Origin of the sequence: Paenibacillus pseudetheri (assembly GCF_924513355.1) — a bacterium.
GTDB classification, from domain to species: domain Bacteria; phylum Bacillota; class Bacilli; order Paenibacillales; family Paenibacillaceae; genus Paenibacillus_AQ; species Paenibacillus_AQ pseudetheri.
In genome coordinates, this window is sequence record NZ_CAKMAB010000001.1 from 35,144 (window position 1) to 57,574 (window position 22,431).

The 22,431-nt window shown below is 44.5% G+C and carries 17 protein-coding genes, 1 pseudogene and 1 other annotated feature; of the genes and pseudogenes, 11 read left to right on the forward strand and 7 right to left on the reverse strand.

Annotation, left to right across the window (positions count from 1 at the left end; all coding sequences use genetic code 11):
* Window positions 1–97 precede the first annotated feature (97 nt).
* From L1028_RS00140 to pulA, 3 genes are all read left to right on the forward strand, one after another.
* The gene (locus L1028_RS00140; RefSeq protein ID WP_042131974.1) at window positions 98–373 is read left to right on the forward strand and encodes an HPr family phosphocarrier protein; all 276 of its coding nucleotides are present in this window, start codon (window positions 98–100) and stop codon (window positions 371–373) included.
* Entirely contained in the window at window positions 366–2,078 is a 1,713-nt protein-coding gene (gene ptsP, locus L1028_RS00145) for a phosphoenolpyruvate--protein phosphotransferase (RefSeq protein WP_234529786.1), read from the forward strand. Before L1028_RS00140 ends, ptsP begins: the two co-directional genes overlap by 8 nt.
* A 410-nt stretch (window positions 2,079–2,488) precedes the next feature.
* Window positions 2,489–4,828, forward strand: coding sequence for a type I pullulanase (gene pulA, locus L1028_RS00150; RefSeq protein WP_234529788.1), 2,340 nt, complete (start codon window positions 2,489–2,491; stop codon window positions 4,826–4,828).
* 59 nt (window positions 4,829–4,887) lie between these two features.
* Here the strand turns inward: pulA and L1028_RS00155 are convergent, their stop codons facing one another.
* The 4 genes and pseudogenes from L1028_RS00155 to L1028_RS00170 all read right to left on the reverse strand — a co-directional run bounded on the left by L1028_RS00155 (window position 4,888) and on the right by L1028_RS00170 (window position 7,887).
* Window positions 4,888–6,498 carry a diguanylate cyclase domain-containing protein gene (locus L1028_RS00155; RefSeq protein ID WP_234529790.1) on the reverse strand — a complete coding sequence of 537 codons (1,611 nt, stop codon included), beginning with the start codon at window positions 6,496–6,498 and terminating at the stop codon, window positions 4,888–4,890.
* 490 nt (window positions 6,499–6,988) lie between these two features.
* Window positions 6,989–7,285: pseudogene (locus L1028_RS00160) on the reverse strand (ATP-binding cassette domain-containing protein); the annotation flags it as partial.
* Window positions 7,248–7,607: a hypothetical protein gene (locus L1028_RS00165; protein WP_234529792.1), complete on the reverse strand. Its 360-nt coding sequence runs from the start codon at window positions 7,605–7,607 to the stop codon at window positions 7,248–7,250. The gene L1028_RS00165 and the pseudogene L1028_RS00160, both read right to left, overlap by 38 nt.
* A complete protein-coding gene (locus tag L1028_RS00170; protein ID WP_234529794.1) occupies window positions 7,591–7,887 on the reverse strand; it encodes a hypothetical protein in 297 nt (98 codons plus the stop codon). Before L1028_RS00170 ends, L1028_RS00165 begins: the two co-directional genes overlap by 17 nt.
* A gap of 259 nt (window positions 7,888–8,146) precedes the next feature.
* Window positions 8,147–8,433 (forward strand) — a binding site (T-box leader).
* 60 nt (window positions 8,434–8,493) lie between these two features.
* Here L1028_RS00170 and pheS point away from each other — a divergent pair.
* The 3 genes from pheS (at window position 8,494) to L1028_RS00185 (ending at window position 14,567) form a co-directional block, all read left to right on the forward strand.
* Entirely contained in the window at window positions 8,494–9,528 is a 1,035-nt protein-coding gene (pheS, locus tag L1028_RS00175; protein ID WP_234529795.1) for a phenylalanine--tRNA ligase subunit alpha, read from the forward strand.
* A 337-nt stretch (window positions 9,529–9,865) separates the two neighbouring features.
* Window positions 9,866–12,310, forward strand: a complete 2,445-nt coding sequence (gene pheT / locus L1028_RS00180; protein ID WP_234529797.1) for a phenylalanine--tRNA ligase subunit beta — start codon at window positions 9,866–9,868, stop codon at window positions 12,308–12,310.
* Between the two features lie 205 nt (window positions 12,311–12,515).
* Window positions 12,516–14,567: a hypothetical protein gene (locus L1028_RS00185; RefSeq protein WP_480246729.1), complete on the forward strand. Its 2,052-nt coding sequence runs from the start codon at window positions 12,516–12,518 to the stop codon at window positions 14,565–14,567.
* A gap of 240 nt (window positions 14,568–14,807) precedes the next feature.
* Here L1028_RS00185 and L1028_RS00190 read toward each other — a convergent pair whose 3' ends face one another.
* Window positions 14,808–15,236 carry a cupredoxin domain-containing protein gene (locus tag L1028_RS00190; RefSeq protein ID WP_234529801.1) on the reverse strand — a complete coding sequence of 143 codons (429 nt, stop codon included), beginning with the start codon at window positions 15,234–15,236 and terminating at the stop codon, window positions 14,808–14,810.
* A 373-nt stretch (window positions 15,237–15,609) separates the two neighbouring features.
* On the opposite strand from L1028_RS00190, the gene L1028_RS00195 reads away from it, so the two are divergent.
* The gene (locus tag L1028_RS00195) at window positions 15,610–16,545 is read left to right on the forward strand and encodes a GGDEF domain-containing protein (RefSeq protein WP_234530289.1); all 936 of its coding nucleotides are present in this window, start codon (window positions 15,610–15,612) and stop codon (window positions 16,543–16,545) included.
* A gap of 69 nt (window positions 16,546–16,614) precedes the next feature.
* On the opposite strand, the gene L1028_RS00200 is transcribed toward L1028_RS00195, so the two are convergent.
* The gene (locus tag L1028_RS00200) at window positions 16,615–16,962 is read right to left on the reverse strand and encodes a phage holin family protein (protein ID WP_234529804.1); all 348 of its coding nucleotides are present in this window, start codon (window positions 16,960–16,962) and stop codon (window positions 16,615–16,617) included.
* Between the two features lie 150 nt (window positions 16,963–17,112).
* On the opposite strand from L1028_RS00200, the gene L1028_RS00205 reads away from it, so the two are divergent.
* The 3 genes from L1028_RS00205 to L1028_RS00215 all read left to right on the forward strand — a co-directional run bounded on the left by L1028_RS00205 (window position 17,113) and on the right by L1028_RS00215 (window position 20,685).
* Window positions 17,113–19,479: an endonuclease MutS2 gene (locus tag L1028_RS00205; protein WP_234529806.1), complete on the forward strand. Its 2,367-nt coding sequence runs from the start codon at window positions 17,113–17,115 to the stop codon at window positions 19,477–19,479.
* A gap of 31 nt (window positions 19,480–19,510) precedes the next feature.
* A complete protein-coding gene (locus tag L1028_RS00210; protein WP_042125581.1) occupies window positions 19,511–19,930 on the forward strand; it encodes a DUF350 domain-containing protein in 420 nt (139 codons plus the stop codon).
* Window positions 19,931–20,142: 212 nt separating this feature from the next.
* Window positions 20,143–20,685, forward strand: coding sequence for a hypothetical protein (locus L1028_RS00215; protein ID WP_076284226.1), 543 nt, complete (start codon window positions 20,143–20,145; stop codon window positions 20,683–20,685).
* A gap of 85 nt (window positions 20,686–20,770) precedes the next feature.
* On the opposite strand, the gene L1028_RS00220 is transcribed toward L1028_RS00215, so the two are convergent.
* On the reverse strand, window positions 20,771–21,994 hold the full coding sequence (locus L1028_RS00220; RefSeq protein ID WP_234529808.1) for an NAD(P)/FAD-dependent oxidoreductase: 1,224 nt from the start codon (window positions 21,992–21,994) through the stop codon (window positions 20,771–20,773).
* A 177-nt stretch (window positions 21,995–22,171) separates the two neighbouring features.
* Between L1028_RS00220 and L1028_RS00225 the strand changes: the two genes are divergently transcribed.
* Window positions 22,172–22,405: a spore coat protein gene (locus tag L1028_RS00225; RefSeq protein ID WP_234529810.1), complete on the forward strand. Its 234-nt coding sequence runs from the start codon at window positions 22,172–22,174 to the stop codon at window positions 22,403–22,405.
* Window positions 22,406–22,431 lie beyond the last annotated feature (26 nt).

Here is a 22,431-nt window from a genome sequence, read left to right on the forward strand (position 1 = left end):
TGCAAGGGCGGACGCTTCCTTTAAACATTAAAGGGAGCGGAGCCTTCACTATAAATTAAAAAATATTCTATTAAAAGAAAGCGAGTTGGATAATATTATGCAAACAACATTCAGAATTATCGATGAAGATGGAATTCACGCACGTCCGGCAACTGCCTTGGTAAATACAGCTACGAAATTCAAAGGTACAGAAGCTTATGCAGAAGCAAAGGGCAAAAAAGTTACATTGAAATCTATCCTTGGCGTATTGTCATTGGGTCTAGAAGCTGGAGACACTTTGTCTCTGATTACTGAAGGTAGCGAAGAAGCTGAAGCTTTGAGCGCACTTTCTGATGTAATGATTAAAGAAGGGCTAGGGGAAATCCATGAGTAAAATTTCAGGAATCGCGGCTTCAGCAGGGATTGCAGTAGCCCGTGCTTTTATCCTGAAACATCCGGATTATACAATTACAAAGACTAGTATCAGTGATCCTGAAGCAGAAGTTGCCAAGTTGAATGACGCACTTGCTAAATCAAGTGCTGAACTGCAAACTATTAAAGAGCGTACTTTAGCAGAACTAGGAGAGAAGAAAGCAGAGATTTTTGCATCCCATCTGCTGATTCTTGAGGACCCTGAGCTGATTAATCCCGTAATTGATAAAATTCGTCAGGAATCGGTTAACGCGGACTATGCACTCAACGAAGTAGCTACACAATTCATTGAAATGTTCGAAAACATGAAGAGTGCTTACTTACAAGAACGTGCAGCTGACATGCGTGATGTGACCAAACGCCTGCTGAACCACTTGCTGGGTATTCATTATGTTAGTCCTGCAGAAATCAATGAAGAGGTTATTGTTATCGCTGAGGATTTGACACCTTCTGACACAGCACAGCTAAATCGCAAGTATGTTAAAGGCTTCACAACAAACATTGGTGGACGTACGTCCCACTCAGCGATTATGGCACGCTCCTTGGAAATTCCAGCAGTTGTTGGAACTAAAAATGTCATGACAGAAGTGAATTCTGGGGATCTGGTGATTGTCGATGGTCTGAACGGAGACGTTCTTATTAATCCTAGTGAAGCAGAAGTGGCAGAGTACGTTCGCAAGCAGGAAGCTTACGACTTGCAAATTGCAGAGTGGAAGAAACTTCGTGATAAACCAACAATTTCTGCAGACGGTAAGCACGTGGAGCTGGCGGCTAATATCGGTACACCAAACGATGTCAATGGTGTAATTGAGAATGGTGGCGAAGGTGTAGGCTTATATCGTACTGAGTTTCTATACATGGGCCGCGATAAGTTGCCTTCTGAGGAAATTCAATATAACGCCTATCGTACTGTGCTTGAGAATATGAAACGCAAACCGGTAGTCGTACGTACACTTGATATCGGTGGCGACAAAGAACTTCCGTATCTAGATCTTCCAAAGGAAATGAATCCTTTCTTAGGATTCCGTGCAATTCGTCTTTGTCTGGATCGTCAGGATATTTTCCGTACGCAACTGCGTGCTTTACTGAGAGCAAGTGTTCATGGGGATCTTCGCATTATGTTCCCTATGATCGCAACACTTGGTGAATTCCGTGCAGCCCGTGATCTTCTACTTGAAGAGAAAGCGAAGCTTCGTGAAGAAGGCAAGGAAGTATCTGACAACATTCAGCTCGGCATTATGGTTGAGATTCCTTCTACTGCTGTACTAGCTGACCAGTTTGCAAAGGAAGTTGATTTCTTTAGTATTGGTACGAATGACCTTATTCAATATACAATGGCTGCTGACCGTATGAATGAACGGGTGTCTTACCTGTATCAGCCATATAATCCGGCCATCCTGCGTCTGGTCAAAAATGTAATTGATGCCGCGCATGCAGAAGGTAAATGGACAGGAATGTGTGGTGAGATGGCTGGGGACGCAACAGCGATTCCACTCTTACTAGGTCTTGGCCTTGATGAATTCAGTATGAGTGCAACGTCAATTCTGCCAGCACGTAGTCAAATTTCTAAATTGTCGGCTGCCGACATGAAGGAACTGGCTGCAAAAGCACTGCAACTTGGCACTGCTGAAGAAGTAGCTGCACTTGTTCAAAGCATCACTAACTAACTATTTCCATATGCATTACTCCGTTAAACGTTTTATAACGTTCCAACTACTATTACCGACTTCCGATGTTTGGAGGTCGGTTTTTTTGTGTTATATCGATAATTTTATTTCTTACGTTGGCTTATGTTCTTACGCGAGCGTTATACTCCATTTAGAATAACTAAATTCACTTTTTATTTGCTTTATTGCACAGATGTCTATGCCGATAGTAATAGTGATGAGTATAAAGTCGGTAAGGAACCCAAACCTGTAAATATGTCTTACATATAATAGTATGAATCCATAGAAAGTTTAGACTCCTTTATCGACTTGCAGAGCTGTGCAAGTATTAATATGATCTTTATTGGAAATATTTGGACTTATAAGCATCCCTATAAGTTAGGCAGGGAGCCATAGGATGGTGTTAACTCATGAGTAAAAATGTTATAAATACAGAATTAATGTTAGAGGTATATGAAGGTAAAGACCTGGGCTTGACGTACTCGGTGGAGTACAGTGTATTTAAGGTTTGGGCACCTACTGCTTTTGCTGTATCTCTAGTTTTATACGAAACAGACGGAAATCAACTTAACATTGGATTTGATCCGAGCGCTACAGATAGTGGGCGTATTATATATATGCAGCGTCAGAACGGCGGAGTCTGGCAGACTAAGTTATCAGGTGATTTAAAAGGGAAATATTATATGTACCGTGCTGTATTTGCTGATGGAAATGTGACGGAAGCAGTAGATCCTTATGCAACAGCCGTATCGGCAAATGGTTTAAGAACAGCAATCGTTGATTTGCGTAGGACCCATCCTGAGCATTGGGAGAAGGACATTGCTCCTCCATTGCAGCATCCTGCAGACGCGGTTATTTACGAGCTGCATGTGCGTGACTTCTCCTCACATGAGAGCTCTGGCATGTACTATAAGGGCAAATTCAAAGCATTTACCGAATTTGGCTTAAGAGATTCGGAAGGAAATGCAATAGGTATTGATCATCTGGTTGAATTGGGTATCACCCATGTACATCTGATGCCCGTGTTTGATTTTCAGACCGTAGATGAGTTAAGTGTAATGAAGCGTGGTTCGTCCATTGAACATACCGACTACAATTGGGGCTATGATCCTCAGCATTATAACGTACCGGAAGGATCATATAGCACTGATCCTACCGATCCAGGGCTACGAATTCGGGAATTTAAAGAAATGGTCCAGGCTTTGCATAGCCGTGGGATTTCGGTGATTATGGATGTGGTTTACAACCATACGTACACTGTGGAGAAGGGCCCATTTGAGCCGCTTGTACCAGACTACTTCTATCGCCGTGACTACTTGGGACGTTTATCTAATGGCTCGGGAGTTGGTAATGAGCTAGCTACAGAGCGTCCGATGGTACGCAAATATATTAAGGATTCGTTGTCCTACTGGGCTACGGAGTACCATATTGATGGCTTCAGATTTGATCTTATGGGTCTGATGGATAGTGTGACCATGCGTGAAATAACGGAAGAGCTTCGACTTGAAGTGAATCCTAATCTGCTGTTATATGGCGAACCTTGGACAGGAGGAGATTCTCCACTGGCAACAAAGACGCTAAAAGGTGTACAGCGGGGAAAAGGATATGCTGTCTTCAACGATAATTTTCGTTCGGCGATCAAAGGTGATAGTGATGGATGGGGAAGGGGCTTCATTACAGGGGAATACGGCAAAGAAGGGGATATTGCAGCCGGAATCAAGGGAGCCATTCACGAATTTACGGACTCCCCTGTGGAATCTGTGAACTATGTAACGGCCCATGACAATTTGAATTTATGGGATAAGGTGCTTACCGTTCAAGGGGGATTTCAGGATGCTGTTTCACGGGCTAATCCATACGTGAATGTAGATCTGGAGAATATTCTCAACAATGAGACCGTGCGCCGATCCTTACTTGCAAACGGAATTATTCTGACCTCGCAAGGGATTCCATTCCTGCATGCCGGTGATGAGCTCCTGCGTAGTAAATTTGGAGATCATAACAGCTATCGTAGCGGTGATACGATTAACGCGATCCGCTGGAATATGAAGAGTGAGTTTAAGCTTGTATTTCAATATTATAAAGGCTTGATTGAACTACGGCGTACACATCCGGCATTTCGTCTACATGGTCGGCATGAAATTGAGCGTTCGCTGGAATTTCTGCGCTGTGATGGGGGGATAGTGTCGTACCTGCTTAGAAACCATGCAGGAGGCGACCTCTGGAACAATATAACAGTCATCTTTAATGCCAATAATGATCGAGTAAAGCTATCTCTTCCTGAAGCTTCCAACGGTTGGAACGTGGTAGTGGATCATACCCGAGCGGGGACAGAGGCATTCCGAAAGGTTGCAGGTAGCGAGGTAGAAATCGAAGGCTTGTCGATGATGGTGCTCTATGATGAATGTGGTAAGCCAGCACCGCGGTCCAAAATTATCGAAGTACACTATGAACGGCCAGATGGTAGATATCAAGGCTGGAATCTTTGGGTTTGGGATACAGGAATTCAGGATGGACAATGCGATTTTCGGTATATGGAGGATGGGCGTGCAGTTGCACGAATTGAGGTGTTGCCAGATACCGATTCTATCGGGTATATATTACGACTTAATGACTGGGAAGAGAAAGATGGGGATGGCGATCGCTTCATTGATTGTTCCAAAGATGACATGCTTATCAAGGTCATGGTTATAGATCGTGATCAGGAAAATGATGGGATCTCAGATGATCATCTACAGTTAACCAGTTAAAAAATATAAAAGAGCTGCTTCAGGGTTAGTTGTACCCCTAAACAGCTCTTCTGTTGTTCTTATGGTTTTCCAATGGTCTGGTTGGCTAACCCTAAATCCAAAAGCTCGTAGTAGAGATTAGCTTCATTCCCTCCATGGTCTTTGGAAAGGTACATCGCTAGATCTGCGGCACGCAGAAGTTCATTAATACTGCTTCCATGCTCAGGAAATAGAGCTACACCAATACTTGCGGAGGTATGAAAGCTAGATCCATTGTCAATAGACCAAGATTTGTTGAATAGCTTTAGCAACCGCTGTAGCGTTTCATCTAACATTTCTAGAGAGGTGAATCGGTGCAGTACCACCGCGAATTCATCACCGCCAATCCGAAATGCCTGGCCCACACCTTTAACCGTTTGCAAAAGCTCTCGTGAGAGCAACTGGAGAAATTCGTCTCCAGCCAGATGTCCTAAGGTATCGTTTAGCTGCTTGAATCTGTCACAATCCAGCAGGGCGAGTGCAATATTCTTTCTCCGTTCCTCGGGTTGACTGATAAGATTCTCCATGTACATTTTGAAATGAGCCCGGTTGGGAATCGCGGTTAAATGATCATAGAAGGCCAGCTTATGTAATCGTTCTTCGTATTGCTTCCGTTGTGTAATTTCACGGGACACTAACATAAATTGTGCTGGGAAATTATTGCTACCTCGAACAGGCGACACCTTCGTTTCCAGCCATACCCATTGCCCTTCAGCTCCACGCATTCGTAGCTCTGAGATACGAGGGGTTCCCTGAACGACACTCTTTAGTTTAGCCCAAGCAATTTCCGGTTCACGAATGTAGTTGGAGAGTGGGTCACCCTTTTTTGGAACATAGCCGAGAATACTTGAATGTGAAGGGGAGCTATACAGTATCAACCCGTTAGGATCAGTCAATATAATAAAGTCAGACATGGTTTCACCGATTAGCTGATAGAGTGTTTGTTCCTCCAGCATTTCATTTTTGAGCCAAATAATTTTGCGACCCAGATAAATAATAACTAGAAGTAGAATAAAGAAGACCAATGAGTATAGGGCAAAGAGCGCACTTTTTTTGTCTTGGAACCCATCTGTTACCTGTAAGGCGTAGGTGTCTATCAGGTCTTCTGATTGATCTAGATGAGTTCTAACTTCATTTAACTCCATGTTCAGACTTACAGGATGATATGAAGCAGGATCCCATCCGATCTGCATCCGTTCAGCAATCAATGTACTTCCTGTGCTCTTCCAAAGGATTAGGGATGTTTCGAAGGCATGGAGCTCGTTCTCTAATTCAGTATGTATATTTGCCTGCTTCAAATCACTGTAAGGTTTGTTGATAGATTTGATGTCTGAACTTGCTAGGCCTACCCGTTCTTGTGCTTGTTGATTATTGTCCTTATATTCCTGAATGAACTGATCACGTTCAGCTTCAGTGAGGTTCGTGCTCATGGAGGAGTGGAGAGCGATTGCGGCTTGATACAAATCACGATCAGCGCTCAGTATGAGCTCAGAGTTCTCAAATACATCTTCATATAATGAATCTGACATTCTGTTAATAGTATGATTTAGATAGAGTAAAGAAGCTACACTAATCCCAACCAGTAGGATGGAGATCGCAGCGAAAATAAAGATTAGTTTGCGTGTTACTTTGATATTGAAAAATCCAGCCACGGTCATCTTCTCCCCGCATAAGATGTTTAACAGATCTTATTGCTGCTAACCTATAACCTGCGGAACTTCCATCTGTGGCAGGCGTGTTTTATTTTCAGGCAAAGTTGTTGAGAGTGACTATGTGAAAAAAGAGGTGTTGTAACATAGTGGAAAATGAGGCATGGGAAAGATAAATTGTGTATGGATCGCAGTTTGTAGTACAACAAGTATATAGGACGTCCTACTTATAGAGCAATCGCTTCCTCAAATAAATATCAATAATAAAAAATTTAAATGATTATGGAATGGGCCTATTGCCTTATCTATATTCAAATCCATAAATCCTATTACCCATCGCTTTCGTAAATAATACCCAGCTCAGCCCCGAAAGTATGCGTTCTGTTATGTTAAAAAAGCTGCCCAGTCATAATAATGACTTTGATCGTTAAAAAAGCTCTTACTTTACTGCTGTAAATACTTTTTAGAGCTATCCTCATACTTTGAAATAATTTCACCTCGCATTCCTCCGATCTTCTACGAGGTTGCCATCCTGAATACGAATGATCCGCTTCGCTTGCTTTGCAATTTTGAGATCATGTGTGATTAGGATGATTGTATGACCCTGCTCGTTTAATTCTCGTATTATCTGCATGACCTCTTGTCTAGTTCGCGTATCAAACGCCCCGGTAGGTTCATCTGCAAGTAGAATCGGGGGAGATCCAGCCATGGCCCGCGCAATCGCTACACGCTGTTGCTGTCCTCCTGAAAGATCAGAAGGCCGGTGATGCATTCTCTCCTCCAAACCTAAGCCACGACATAAACGTCTGCGGATTCATTTGGCCCGAGTATGGTTTGCGTGCTTTCTGTGACGACTTGGGAAGTGCTGCTAATATCACTCTCACCAGCTGTAATGACACTTGTAAATGCAGGAAGCTGTATAGAGGTCGATTTTGTGTTGCGAATATTGAAATCTTAACTCCATTTAAAGATGTGGATTTACCGACGTTTACGTAATAGCTTACGGATTGACTGCTTTTGGAGGGGATGGATTTGCTGGTTGCGCTGCTGGTTACTGGGCTTCCTTGGATAACCGTTCCTCCGGCAGTAGTTACCTTAGAGAAATAGTCCACAAGATTGATGCTGCTTCCGCTCCCATTGTTTATAGCTGAGGGTGTATGTAAGAATATTGCCGCCATCCTGAGTCAAAAAGCCAACATCGCTCAGCTTCACACTAAAGTTACTCTTTAAAGCTATCAAGCCGAGTTTATCCAGAGTGGATACAGTGGTGGTAGTTGCTGTTTTGGTGGATGATGTAGTCGTTGATGCCGCGTATGCTCCATACGCTGAAGCTTGACTCAGAACTGCTGCGCTAAGTATGATCACAGCTACTTTGGTTCTTCGTGCATGCATGTAATTCCCTCCCGGTATGAAATTCCTTGTACTATGAAGGTGATTTATGATTGAATACAACCAAGCCTTCTTTATAATGGAAATTATCAAGCTCCGCTGAACGTTAGCTGAAAAAAAGTCCCCAAAAACGGCTCTGAACCTTAAAGCTAGATAAAAATTGCCCTAATTATGCTTGAACTTGTCAAAACGACAGATTTTGCATATAATAAACAGACATATCTCTTGCATAAAAGAGATACCTGACAATTAGATTGAATTGTGAAATGCAGTGATGGAGAAGAGTACACAGTGCCTGACTTACAGGGAGGAGACGCCGGTGATTGAGAGCGTTTCTAGGAAACAGAGCTGTCGAAGTTCACTCCGGAGCAGTTCCTTGAATTCCTTAAGATTGCCTTGTAAGGAAGCGTAGGGGAAACCGGTCACAGACCGTTATTTCTGTATAAAGTGAGATAGGTATCTGTCCAGCCAAAAGAGGGAATGAAGCTCTTAAGGGGAACAGATCAGCTTGTCTAACAAGGGTGGTACCACGGTCTTTTCGTCCCTTACCGGGAGGAAAGGCCTTTTTTTGTTGAACTAGACAATGATTGAAGGGGGCTGTACACGGCCATGAAAGAGAAGTTGGAAGCATTAAAGGTTGAGGCGCTGGCTAAGTTGCAGGAGGTTATGGATCCACAGGTTTTGAATGACCTAAGAGTGAAGTATCTCGGTAAAAAAGGCGAGCTTACAGAAGTTCTACGTGGTATGGGAGGACTTAGTGCTGAGGAGCGTCCGGTTATCGGGCAAGTAGCGAATCAGGTTCGCGGTGCAATTGAAGAGATCATTGGAGCGAAACAAGAGGCATTTCAACAGCAAGAGACTCAGCAACGTCTGCAGGCTGAAAAAGTAGACGTAACCCTACCAGGTCGCCGCATGCAGCAAGGGGGCATCCACCCGCTTAGCAGAGTGGTTCAGGAAATTGAGGATATTTTCATTGGTATGGGCTACCGTGTGGCTGAAGGTCCGGAAGTGGAGACCGATTATTATAACTTTGAAGCCCTAAATCTGCCTAAAAATCACCCGGCACGCGATATGCAGGATTCCTTCTATTTGACGGATGACCTGCTTATGCGTACTCAAACGTCTCCGGTACAGATTCGTACTATGCAGGCTATGAACGGTGAAGTTCCAGTTAAAATCATTTGCCCGGGTAAAGTGTTCCGCCGCGATGATGACGATGCAACGCATTCCTTCCAGTTCCATCAAATTGAAGGTTTGGTTATCGGAAGCAACATTCGGATGAGTGATCTGAAAGGCACCTTGCAGCAATTCGTACAAGAGATGTTCGGCCCGAATACAGACATTCGCCTTCGTCCGAGCTTCTTCCCATTCACCGAGCCAAGCGTTGAAGTGGACGTAAGCTGTTTCAAATGTGGCGGCGATGGATGCAGACTGTGCAAGCAAAGCGGATGGTTAGAAATCCTTGGTGCGGGTATGGTGCATCCAAATGTTCTGAAAATGGGTGGCTATGATCCTGCTAAGTATAGCGGCTTCGCATTTGGTATGGGTGTTGAGCGGATCGCTATGCTTAAATACGGCATCGATGACATCCGTCATTTCTATAACAACGATATGAGTTTTGTAAAGCAGTTCAAGGGCGTTTAGATTTTTGGTGGGCGAGCTGGCTGACGGGTTAGGAGGATGGATTTTGGAGCATTTGATTTCATGTTGTAGAAACCCTGTTAAGCTAGGACCGGAAAGGAATTTTGGAACTGTAGGAGCGATAGCGACCGCCTTTGTCCCCGGATTTCCACCGCGAAGAGCGGTTTAGATCAAGAAATCTGGGGACAACAGCGGCCGGAAGTCCAAAGATTCCTTGTAGTGACCGTCCTTAATAGTGTTTTGCAGTTGAAATTGAGAGCTCTTAATCTAGCCTCCCACAGGAAGCAGATCGATCGGCAAGTAGATAAATACATCTGAAACATAAAGGAAGTGAGCGGACATGAAAGTATCAACCGGATGGTTGGCTGATTATACATCGATTGAAGGAGTAACCGCCGAAAAGCTTGCGGAGAAGATTACCGCTGCTGGCATTGAAATTGACGGAGTAGAGCGCCGCAATAAAGGGATTTCCGGCATCGTAACTGGCTATGTAAAATCGAAAGAAAAACATCCTGATGCGGATAAACTGAACGTATGTATCGTGGATGCAGGTCAAGGCGAAGATCTGCAAATCGTCTGTGGTGCAAAAAATGTGGCTGCGGGACAAACCGTTCCTGTAGCTCTTGTTGGCGCTAAACTGCCAGGGCTGGATATCAAAAAAGCGAAGCTGCGCGGGGTATTATCGCAAGGGATGATCTGCTCGGCTAAAGAATTGGGACTCAATGATAAATTGCTTCCTAAAGAGCAACAAGAAGGAATTCTTGTACTTCCTGAAGGTACTGAGATCGGTCAAGATATTTCAAAGTTGCTGGGTCTAGATGATGAAATTCTGGAATTCGATCTGACTCCGAACCGTTCAGATTGTCTAAGCATGATTGGTGCTGCTTATGAAGTGAGCGCGATTCTCGGACGTGACATCAAATTACCTGATCCTGCGAGCGAAATGATTGAGATCAGCGGAGCAGCTGCTCAATCTGTTTCCGTTAAGATTGAGAATGAAGAACATTGCAGTCATTACGCTGTTCGTTATATCTCGGGTGTTAAACCTGCAGCATCACCGCTGTGGATTCAGAATCGTCTGATGGCGGCTGGTATTCGTCCAATTAACAACATCGTAGACATCACTAACTACGTGATGCTCGAGTACGGACAGCCGCTTCATGCTTTTGATGCGGATAAAATAGAAGGCGGAGAACTCGGCGTTCGCCTTGCTCATGAAGGTGAAGTCCTGATTACACTTGATGGCCAAGAACGGAAGCTTGAGTCACATATGCTCGTTATCGCTGATGGAGCTAAAGCAGTAGCTCTGGCTGGAGTAATGGGAGGACAGGATACGGAAGTTACTGCTGAGACGGTAAATCTCGTTTTGGAATCCGCTAAGTTTGATGGAGGAACCGTTCGTAAAACCTCGCGTCAACTGGGACTTCGCTCGGAAGCGTCGCTTCGTTTCGAGAAAGAAGTGGATCCAAATGCAGTGATCCCTGCATTGAACCGTGCAGCAGTACTTATTGCGCGTTATGCTGGCGGATCTGTGCATGAAGGAATTGTGCAAGCAGGAACAGTTGCTGGAGAAGAGAAGGTACTTACTTTGTCCTTGGAGAAGCTGAACCGTTATCTCGGAACAGATCTGTCCTTGCTAGAAGTGAAGACATTGTTTGCTCGTCTACATTTCAAATGCGGGGATACCACACAAGGGCTGATCGAAGTTCAGGTGCCAACTAGACGTGGCGATATCAGCTATGATGTTGACCTTATCGAAGAAATTGCTCGTCTGTACGGGTACGACAATATTCCAACGACTCTGATTGAAGGTGTTACAACGCCAGGCGCATTGACGCATAAGCAATCACTCCGCCGTGAACTACGTCGCCTGTTGTCCCATGGGGGTTATCAGGAAGTGATGGGCTACTCCTTCATCCAGCCGGAACAAAGCAAGATGTTCCCTGAGTTATCAGAAGGCTCACAAGCGGTTAAATTGGCGATGCCAATGAGTGAAGAACGCAGTGTACTGCGTACTAGCCTTCTGCCACAACTATTGGATATTGCTAGCTACAATACCAACCGTCGTCAAAGCGATCTAGCGTTGTTTGAAATCGGCAATGTCTTCTTCACAGATGAAGAACAGTTGACTCGTCAGCCGCGTGAACTGCCAGTGCTGGGATTGTTGCTTAGCGGCAGCCTAACCGTGAAGCAATGGAACGTTTCTGCACAGCCTGCAGATTTCTTTGATTTGAAGGGTGCGCTGGAATCAGTATTTGCTTATTTGGGTCTTACAGACAGAATTATCTACGAGGGAGATAGTCCAGAAGGGTATCATCCTGGACGTTCCGCGTCGGTATATTTCGTCGGAGACGAGGGTCGTGTGAAGATTGGAACTATGGGCCAGCTTCATCCGGAACTGCAAAGAGAGCTTGATCTAGTGGATACTTATGTAGCTGAGATTCTATTGCAGCCGCTGTATGATAACACGCAAAGCCGTCTGCAATATAATGAGCTTCCACGTTTCCCAGGTATGGAGCGGGATATTGCAGTGGTTGTAGATTCAACTGTACCAGCAGGCAATCTGCTAGCTTCCATCCGTGCAAACGGAGGGACTTTGCTGCAATCCGTACAGGTATTCGACGTGTACACTGGTGGCAAGTTAGAGAGTGGAAAGAAGAGTATTGCGATCTCACTTCTGTATCGTCACGGTGAACACACATTGACAGATGAAGAGGTTGGAGAAGTGCATGATAAGCTATTATCAGTCCTTCAACAAACTTTTGGTGCAGAATTAAGAAAATAGCAGGAATTGTGTAAAGCCGCAGCGAATCCATTTAGAAACTGAGATTCGCTGCGGCTTTTTCTGGGTAGAGTGAAATGCGGAGGATGTCAGCGAGAATCTATTGATTACAAGGGATTTTGCCAAATGCTTAAGAAAAAAGCTACAATAGAAACAGTAAGACTAGCTTAGAATCCGCACACATACAAAGGAGGGCACAACTGTGGCTATGGACCGGACACGTGTCGCCGTGGAGATATACGGAACTTCCTATAAACTCGTCGGAAGCAGCACTGAATATATGAAACAAGTTGCCCGTTATGTTGACGAACATATGCGCACGATTTCTAAATCACACAACAGACTGGATACGCCGCGCATAGCGGTGCTTGCAGCAGTACATATGGCGGAGCAGGCTATTCAGGTTCAGGATTTTAAAAATGAACTCAACATGATGACAGGTGAACGCAGTGAACTGCGATTGGAAGTATCTCGCCTGCTGGAGGTTCAGCGGGAGCGACAAGAAGAATATGAACGCTTTGAAGCGGCGGCTAAGGAAGAAGCTACACGACTGATTGCTGCGGTTGAAGAAGAGCGCAAGCGTCATCTGGAAATTCAGGAGAATGAGCGTAAAGTACATGCTAACCAGCTTCAGGAGGCAACCCAAGCGGCTGAAGCCGCACGAGAGAAGCTAGAAGAGGAGCTGCTTGCGCGTGAGCTGGAGCTGCAGGCAATGCGGACAAGTTATGAGGCTGAACAGTCTGCTATGCGCGAGAATCATCGAGAGGAACTAGCGAATGCAGAAGCCATCCGTCTACAGCAGTTGGAAGAGCAGAAGGCAGCGCATTTGCAAGAGCTGGAGAATATCCGGGAGACGCTGAATAAGGAGAATTCAGACTCTTTGTCTGCTCTGGAGCTTGAGTTAACCGAGACCAGGTCAACATTAGAGAAACAGCTTGAGGAAACCAAATCAACATTAGGTAAGGAACTCGAGGAGACGAAGTTGACACTGGGTAAGGAGCTTGAGAGCACGACAACGAAGCTAGGCAAGGAATTGGCTGAAGAACGGGAAGCTTTACAACGGGAGCTTACTAAGAATAAGGAACTTCGTCAGTCACAAGGTACTCAGGAACATAGACATAAGCAAAGCATTCAAGAGCTCGAGAAACAGCTGGCTGAGCTTCGTGGTGGAACAGGACAACTTCAGTCTAGACTCCGTTCGGCTGAAGCCAGTCTTAAGAGTGAACGAGAGGCTCGTCAGACGCTGCTCGGACAATATGAAGCGGTGGTTAAACGTGAAGAACAGCTCAGTGAGGAGCTGCGTACTGCTACTGAGCTAGGCACACTGTTGAATGAAGAGCTGGAAGAATTGCACCAGCGTTATCAGCAGTCTCAGAATGAAACTTCAGAGCTGCGGAAGTCACTACAGGAAACGAGTGACAATCTGCACCGTGTTCAGGAAGAACTCGCTGGATCTATGGCAGAGGCAGCAAATTGGCAGGAGCTCTCGGATAAACGGATGGAAGATATTAGTGAGCTTGAAATGAACCTACTGGAGAACGAAGAGAAATCATTGGCGCTTCAGAAAGAGATTGACATCCTTCGTGGTCAAGCGGATGGATTAGTACAACAGTTAGATCGGGAAGTTCAGCTTCGTACGGATACAGAACACGAAACTGCAGCACTCCGTGAACAAGGTGAACAGGTTCAGAAGGAACTGTCTGCACTTCGTGAACGCTATGAGGAACTGATCTCTCAATATGATGAAGTTCTGCAAGATGGAGAACGTCTGCAGGAAAGATATCAACTGCTGCAAGAAGAAGGCGAAGAGACAGCTCGACGCTTAGAAGAATTGTCTGAGGCTAGCCTTGAAGCCGCTGCTACTGTTGCAGAGCAGAAGGATGTTCTGAGGGAGGCGGAGGCATACGGTGCTTCCTGGAAGCATAAGTACGAGGAGTTATTCGAGCGGCAGCAGCAGTGGAGTGATTTGGAAGCGAAGCTGCGCGAAGAGATAGATATTTGGCAGCAGGAGGCTGGTGAGGCTGAGGCTAAGCAGGAATCTATTGAACGTGAACGCAGTGAGGTGCTTCAGCAGCTTGGTGAAGTCGGCGAGAACTATGAATTGGCCCAAGGACAACTTCGTCTGCTACAGGTCCAGTTTGAGATGCATCAGAATGAACTACAGAAGATGACGGATGAGCATCGTAATCTTCAAGAGGAATATGCCAAGCTTCAGAATGAATATAATGAATGGATTCAACTAATCGAACAGGACAGTTGAATGTCGGATGCAAGAAAGAGGGCTGTACCTGATGTGTAGAGAGATCTATTTCAGGTCAGCCCTCTTTGTTTAAAATATTAGACAGTATAAGATTCACACCATATTTTATATCTTATATTTTTCGATTTAACAATTACCTTCTTTATAGGGGCGCCGAAGGGTTTATGTTTGTGACCACAGATTCAATAAATAGCCGATCGTCAGGGCAATTCCCTAACGATCGGCTATTTATTGATTCAACTATTCCACAATAATTTTTGCATTCATGCCGCTATGTCCGGAACCACACATAATCGAACAGGTCATTTCGAATGTGCCGGCTTCCTCTGGAACAATTACTTTCGAGGACTTTTTGCCATCAAGCTGGAGTTCGAATTCAGGAACAAGGATGCCGTGATTGCCGCTATCGTTTTTAAAAATAATTTTGACGGGCACACCCTTTTTTAGATGATATTCTTCCTGATCAAAGCTGTAATTCGTAGCGGTAATTATAAGTTCTGTCTCTGCTTCGATCTCCGGCTCCGATGGGTTAGCATTGCCAGCAGCACTATCATTGCTGTTTCCACAGGCTGTAAGTGCTATAACGAACAAAATTGAAAGTAGAATTGCAAATTTTTTAATGATCCAAACCTCCTCCCAAGAAGTCCAAGCATAGTGAAAATGTGACAATTATGTAGACATCATAACTTAAAATTTAAGTAAGCGCTTTGATTAAATGTGAAAAATCCGTGAACAAGGGAGACTGTTCAAACTTTGTCGTAAATTGCAAATAAATGATGAAAATATAACTAAAATTTATTATAATGAAAGCTATTACATTAACGTATAAAAGTAGGGGATACATATTTTAAGTATTAACGATACGCTAAATACGGAGTTTTGGCACCGTAGAATCTTAAAAGGTTATTGGATGGTAGTTATTCTTTTATTAATCTCACAGATGCTGTTTTTGTCGAATATTGACAGACTCCAAATAAAAACAACCTTGGACACGAATCTATGGCACTTATTTATAGCCTGTAATTTACTAATTGTGGCTCTAATGATTACTGCGGAGCTGTGGCTTCGTTATAGTAAACAATCCCCTAAATATGGGGTGGTTAGTTGTGGGTTTTTAGTGTCCTACCTTATGTATTTTGTATTAGAGCCCTTTATCGATGGTGCTCAGATGACGCTTATGATGCCGATTATGGTCGCTCTTATTTATTTTGATCGTAAGCTCCTGTATCTAATGGGACTATTTAGTATTGTGTTTTATGCGGGGGTATATTTCGGGTTGGAACGGCCATTCCTACATAAACCGCTGCTTGAATTCTTAATGGTAGAGTGCGTATTTATAGTATTTGTAGGGATGGCTCTTGCTGTAATTATTCGTGCACGGGAAGCGCGTGTAAATCTGGAGAGATTAACAAAGGAAGGCCAAGATCTGATGGTGGAGAGGGCTATTTCGGATAAGCTGCTAAAGATAGATGCACTCACTGGACTATATAATCATAAAACCTTTCATGAATATTTGGATTCATTATTGGAGCAATGTGAAAGCAACAACCTTCAACTACAGCTGGCTCTGTTCGATATAGATAACTTCAAGCAAGTTAATGATACTTATGGACATAGGGTTGGAGACCTTGTTCTTAAGGTAATCGCGGACAAGGTGGGCGGTATGATTGAGTTGAATGATTTTGCGGCTAGATATGGCGGTGAAGAGTTCGCTGTGATTTTTACAGACAAAAGTTTTTCAGAGTCTTTTGATGCTGTAGAGAAATTACGGATCAATATTGCTCAAATCGAGCATTTGCAGGCTGGCAACAAGCCGATCACTGTCAGCATTGGAATTTGTGATTATCAGCTTGGGGATGGGAAAGAGCTTCTTTTTCGTAAAACAGACAAAGCGCTCTATACCGCTAAAAAGCAAGGCAAGAACAGAGTGGTCAATTGTGCTGAAAGTCATGAAGCGGAGATTGTGTCCTATGGATAAAAACAACACAGAACCCTTATTACCGGAAAAGAACCGGGAATAGGGGTTCTGTGTTGTGGATAGCTTTCGTTACTTTGCGGCCTCAAACGGCGTGGATACCGGCAAGAACAAATCGACAATACCGATGACTAATGCCGCCAGGATAGCTCCTAGAATGGAAACGCTGACTCCACTCACTACGAATTGAGCAACCCAGATGACTAATGCACTAACGATGAAACCGACGATACCGCGCCCGAAGGGCGTTGCTTTTTTGCCGAAGATTCCTTCGACAACCCAGCCGAGTAACGCAATCACCAGTGCAAGGATTAGAGCGCTCCAGAAGCCACCAACCGAGAACTGTGGAACAATCCAACCAACAACCATCAGAACAAGCGCTGCTACAATAAAACGACCCACATGACTCAAGAAATTCACTGTACTAACCTCCTTTGGCCCAAGCTAAGGATATGTGCAGTTCTTATTGTGACCTTAATATTAGTTTTTATGCTTACCTGGATACCAAATAGCGAAATTGACTTGAATTCTGTATAATGGAAACATCTATGAAGGGAGCTGTGACTGTAATTGGACGACAAAATTTTGCATACGCTTGAATATCGCAAGATTTTAAATAAATTAATGCAATATACGCAAACCTCAATGGGGCGATTAACTGCGGAGCAGCTAAGACCCTCCGGTGACTTTGAAGGCGTGAAGAAGTTGCTTCAAGCCACGGATGAAGCGGCTAATGTGGATCGTCTGAAGGGCATTCCTTCATTCGGCGGGATAAGCGATATTCGAGCAGCACTAAAACGTGCCTCTATAGGCGGAATGTTGGGAACAACTGAACTGCTGGCAGTGGGAACTACCATTGGCGGCGCACGAAGAGTCAAACGATTCCTGGCAGCTATGCATGAGGAGGAAAAGATTGAATTCCTATTTTCACTCAGCGATGTTTTATCAGAGCAAAAACATGTAGAAGATGCCATCCGTTTATGTATAGACGAGAACGCAGATGTACTTGACACAGCTAGTTCTGAATTGGCTACGATCCGCCGTGAATTGCGGGGAGGAGAGACCCGGATTCGTGAGAAGCTGGATTCCATGATTCGTTCTTCTTCCGTTGCTAAAATGCTGCAGGATCAGCTGGTAACCATTCGTGGGGATCGGTTTGTTATTCCTGTAAAAGCGGAGTATCGTGCGCATTTCGGCGGTATTGTACATGATCAGTCTGGATCAGGAGCCACTTTATTTATCGAGCCTGAGTCCATTGTAGCGATGAATAACAAACTGCGTGAAACACGGCTGCGTGAAGAACGGGAGATCGAGATCATTTTGCACAGGTTGACAGCGCTTGTAGCTGATATAGCCGAAGAAATGACTTATGATATCGAAATTCTTGGCGAGCTTGACTTTATCTTCTCCAAGGCGCGTCTTGCTCGAGATATGAAGGCTACACAGCCACGTATGAACGATCGCGGGTATTTGAAGCTGCGCAAAGGACGCCATCCGCTTATTCCTGTGGAGCATGTGGTTCCTCTAGATGTGGAGCTCGGCAACCAATATAGCTCCATTATTGTAACCGGACCGAATACGGGTGGTAAAACCGTTACACTCAAGACCATTGGACTGTTGAGTCTCATGTCGATGTCTGGTTTGTTCATCCCTGCAGAAGAAGGCAGTCAAATGTGTGTGTTTGATGCCATTTATGCAGATATAGGGGATGAACAGAGCATTGAGCAGAGTCTGAGTACATTCTCCAGTCATATGACGAATATTATTTCCATTCTGCAGAGAATGACTCCCAAGAGTCTTATTCTGCTTGATGAAGTGGGTGCAGGAACGGATCCGGCAGAAGGCTCCGCGCTGGCGATTGCCATTCTGGAGCATATTCATCGGACTGAATGCCGTATGGTTGCTACCACGCATTACAGCGAATTGAAAGCCTACGCTTATGAGCGTAAAGGGGTCATTAATGCCAGCATGGAATTTGATGTCCAAAGTCTCAGTCCCACCTATCGTTTGCTGATCGGTGTTCCTGGACGAAGCAACGCCTTTGCAATTGCAGAGCGATTAGGTCTGCCAGGCGCAATTCTGGAGCATGCACGCGGCGAAGTGAAGGAAGAGGATCTACGTGTAGAGCATATGATTGCCTCTCTCGAAGAGAATCGACTTGGAGCGGAACAGGAACATGAGCGAGCAGAGAGTATCCGCCGCGAAGTAGAAGAGCTGCGTAGCAGACAACAGAAAGAGTTGGAGAAGCTGGAAAGTCAGCGGGACAAACGACTGGAGAAGGCGGAGAAGGATGCCAGCGCAATCTTGGAGAAAGCGCGTAAAGAAGCTGAAGAAATCATCAGCGACTTGCGCCGTTTGGCTATGGAAGAGGGCGCTTCGGTCAAAGAGCATAAGCTGATTGAAGCACGGAGACGTCTAGATGAAGCGGAACCTTCACCGCGTAAGAAAGCCGCTATTCGCAAGCCTGCTAAGGCTCCGCGGACGATTGGCCCTGGTGATGAAGTGAAAGTAGATAGCTTAAACCAAAAAGGTTTTGTAGTGGAATTAAGCGGCACCAAAGAGGCTTTAGTACAGTTTGGGATCATGAAGATGAAGGTAAGCCTGGATGATTTGGAACTTCTCTCTTCGAAAGCAGCTTCTGTACCAACACCTCTTCGGCAGGCGACAACCGTTAAACGCTCCCGTGATGAGAATATTCGCAGAGAACTGGATTTGCGAGGTACGAATTTGGAAGAAGCGATTATGGAGACGGATCGTTTTATTGATGAAGCCTTCTTAGGAAATCTGGGCCAAATTTCTATTATTCATGGTAAAGGCACAGGCGTGCTCCGCACTGGGATTCAAGAATATTTGCGTAAGCACAGACATGTTAAGAGCTATAGGCTTGGTAATTATAATGAAGGCGGCGCAGGCGTAACCGTGGCTGAGCTGCAATAGCGGGATTGCCCGGCAGAAAGAAGGGGAATGTGTGCAAGGAGATATTGATCTTTTGCTGGGTCATCCGCTAGGTGCCTTGCTTGGCTACTTTGCAGTAGCAATTCTTGGGCTTGTTGTATTTCTGTCTATTTTTGAAATGGTAACGAAATATAATTGCTGGGAAGAAATTCGCAAGGGGAACTTGGCAGTAGCCATGGCTACTGGTGGCAAAATCTTCGGAATTTGCAACGTACTGCGTTTCAGCATTGAATCAGGTGTTTCGATTTATGAGACGATGAAGTGGTCAGTCGTTGGTTTTTTGCTGCTGCTGCTTGCCTATTTTTTATTTGAATTCCTAACCCCTGTGTTCTCTATTGATGAGGAGATCGCTGCAGATAACCGTGCTGTTGGGCTAATAGCGATGCTGATCTCGGTTTCGTTGTCTTATGTGATCGGTGCAGCTATATTTTAAAAAATAGAAAGTTTTGCACCTCCCTACAAGGATTCCAGATGAAGCTGGACAAGCTTTGAAATGAGCAGCTCCACTTTGTGGGGGATTAGGAGGATATCATGAAGATTCTTACCCGAGTTCTGTTTGTGTCAGCTATTGCTTTTATAGCAGCCGGTATTATTTATTTAATGATGAACTAAATTTAAACGTGAAGTATGAAGGAGATTATTAAGATGGAAACAACTGTGTGCCCTTGGTGTCATACTGAAATCGTATGGGACGAGGAATTCGGACCCGAGGAAAATTGTCCTCACTGCAACAATGAACTTAACGGATATCGTACAGTTACTGTAGGAATAGACGGCATTGAAGAAGAGGAAGAAGAAGTTGTAGAAGAACCTAAACAAGAGGTTATTAACGATGATGATCTTTGGGGAGACGTCGACAAAGACAGTGTAGTTCCTATCTACAATACGCTTAATCAATTCGGTGACGATTATGATTTGAATAAGTATGAAGAGCGTGTATCGGGCATCTTAGCGATTCAGGAAGAAGCTCCGGAATGTACACAATGCCATGAGTTAACTATCCTTGCTGGTAAACAGCTTGTTAGCAACTTCGAGCCATCTGCACCGGCTACACTAGGTGGACCTGTATTAACATCTCCATTCTCCCTTAATGTGTATGTGTGCCCGTCTTGTTTCCATGTACAGCACAGTCTAGCACAGGAAGACCGTATTCAGCTCGTACGTAATCTGAGTACCGATAAAGCATAAGTATCCTCATAAAAAAGCTTAGTCCTCTTATTAACCAAAAGAGAACTAAGCTTTTTTTAAAACCTCAATACAGCCTATCCATATTCTAAGAAGGAGAAGGTTTAGCTGATCGTGTCAATGAGAATAGATCAAGCTCCGGCCGATGTTTACCTGCAATCGTATCTGTTAATAACTCCGCAGCAATCATACTATACACCGTCCCATTGCCCCCATAACCCTCTATGAAGTAGCAATGAGGGAACTTGGGATGAGGGCCGATATAAGGAAGCCCATCACGCGTAGAGCCGAATACAGCCCCCCAGGAGTATTCTATCTCGATGCCTTTAATTTCAGGAAACAATGCTTCCAGCTCTTCCAATAACCTTTGACTCTGTGAAACCACTCTGATTTCACGGCGCTCTGGATCCGTCAACGGTTCATCTTTACCTCCTGCAATAAAACGTCCCTCTGGGGTGGTACGAAAATATAAATACGGACGGGCGGTTTCCCATAATAGGCTGCGTTCATGCCATTTCGGAAATTCCTTCAGAGGTTTGGTCATTATCGCATACGTATTCATTAACTCGGCGCCCCGGTCTTTTTTTAATTTCTGCGTTTCGTACCCCATTGCAAAAATGACATTTTTAGCAATAATGCGCCCCTTCCCAGTGTGGCAAATCACGCCATCGGCCGTAAACTCATAGTGTTTAGCTTCACTTTCCTCATAGACGCGTACGCCATTGGATGCTGCCTTGGCGATCAATCCATGCAATGTCCGAAAAGGATTCGTTTCAGCGTCACCACGCGAATACAGCCCAGCTGATTTTCTGAAAGAGTACAATGAAGCAATTTTATCATCTTCCCAGAATTCAGAATCGAAGCCGTTGGCTACGAGATTCTCGTATTCTTCCCGTAAAGCAGGCACGTCTGCTGGTGTACTTGCATATAAGAGACTGCTGCGCGGAATGATTTGAGGATCGATATCGAGCTTGCCTGGCAGATCCAGAATGTTCCTAACTCCGGCTTGGCATAACTGGTAAAAGAGCAGGCCATTCTTTTTCCCAAAAGTGTTCATACATGAGGTTAATGATTTATCGTTAAAAATTTGCAGCAATCCCGTATTGGCATGCGAGCTGCCGCTTCCTACCCGTCTTTTTTCGATCAGAACAGCCTCAGCTCCGCTTAATGATAAGCGATAGGATGCCATTGCTCCACCCATTCCAGCGCCGACAACCAGGCAATCACAGTGAACGATATCCTCTAGCGGAGGATAAGTCGGGGGATTCTGTAAAGTGCTTGACCAGGGTGTGTTTCCACTATTTAAATCCATGAATTGTTCGCTCCTTCATTCGTGCCGTGATTTAGTATTGGCGGCAATTTATTGTCTCATTCGTAGGTATGTTCTTATTTTTGTCATATCTATCAAGTACCTTTGGGCAAATAAATGAACTACTTTGGCGGCATACTAAAGCCTGTTTGAATCAATTACAAGGAGGGACTACAACACATGCAATCAACTCAAATGCAGGCGTTAAGTGGAAAAGAACTGGAATATATCGCTGATTCCATCGCCAATGAGGACTTGCTTCTCAAACAATGTGCAGCTACAGCAGCAACAACACAGAATGAGCAGGTTCGTCAAATTTGTATGCAGCATATGCAAAATCACACAAAGCACATGACTGAGCTCACTCAGTTAATCCAGCAACATCAACAATATGCGCCAACAAGCCCACAATAATTTCCATACTAATCCTAAGGAGGTTT

Coding starts and splice junctions, on each gene's coding strand:
- L1028_RS00140 (WP_042131974.1), top strand. CDS start 98: ATGCAAACAACATTCAGAATTATCGATGAAGATGGAATTCACGCACGT.
- ptsP (WP_234529786.1), top strand. CDS start 366: ATGAGTAAAATTTCAGGAATCGCGGCTTCAGCAGGGATTGCAGTAGCC.
- pulA (WP_234529788.1), top strand. CDS start 2,489: ATGAGTAAAAATGTTATAAATACAGAATTAATGTTAGAGGTATATGAA.
- L1028_RS00170 (WP_234529794.1), bottom strand. CDS start 7,887: ATGCATGCACGAAGAACCAAAGTAGCTGTGATCATACTTAGCGCAGCA.
- pheS (WP_234529795.1), top strand. CDS start 8,494: ATGAAAGAGAAGTTGGAAGCATTAAAGGTTGAGGCGCTGGCTAAGTTG.
- pheT (WP_234529797.1), top strand. CDS start 9,866: ATGAAAGTATCAACCGGATGGTTGGCTGATTATACATCGATTGAAGGA.
- L1028_RS00185 (WP_480246729.1), top strand. CDS start 12,516: ATGGACCGGACACGTGTCGCCGTGGAGATATACGGAACTTCCTATAAA.
- L1028_RS00195 (WP_234530289.1), top strand. CDS start 15,610: ATGATTACTGCGGAGCTGTGGCTTCGTTATAGTAAACAATCCCCTAAA.
- L1028_RS00215 (WP_076284226.1), top strand. CDS start 20,143: ATGGAAACAACTGTGTGCCCTTGGTGTCATACTGAAATCGTATGGGAC.
- L1028_RS00220 (WP_234529808.1), bottom strand. CDS start 21,994: ATGGATTTAAATAGTGGAAACACACCCTGGTCAAGCACTTTACAGAAT.
- L1028_RS00225 (WP_234529810.1), top strand. CDS start 22,172: ATGCAATCAACTCAAATGCAGGCGTTAAGTGGAAAAGAACTGGAATAT.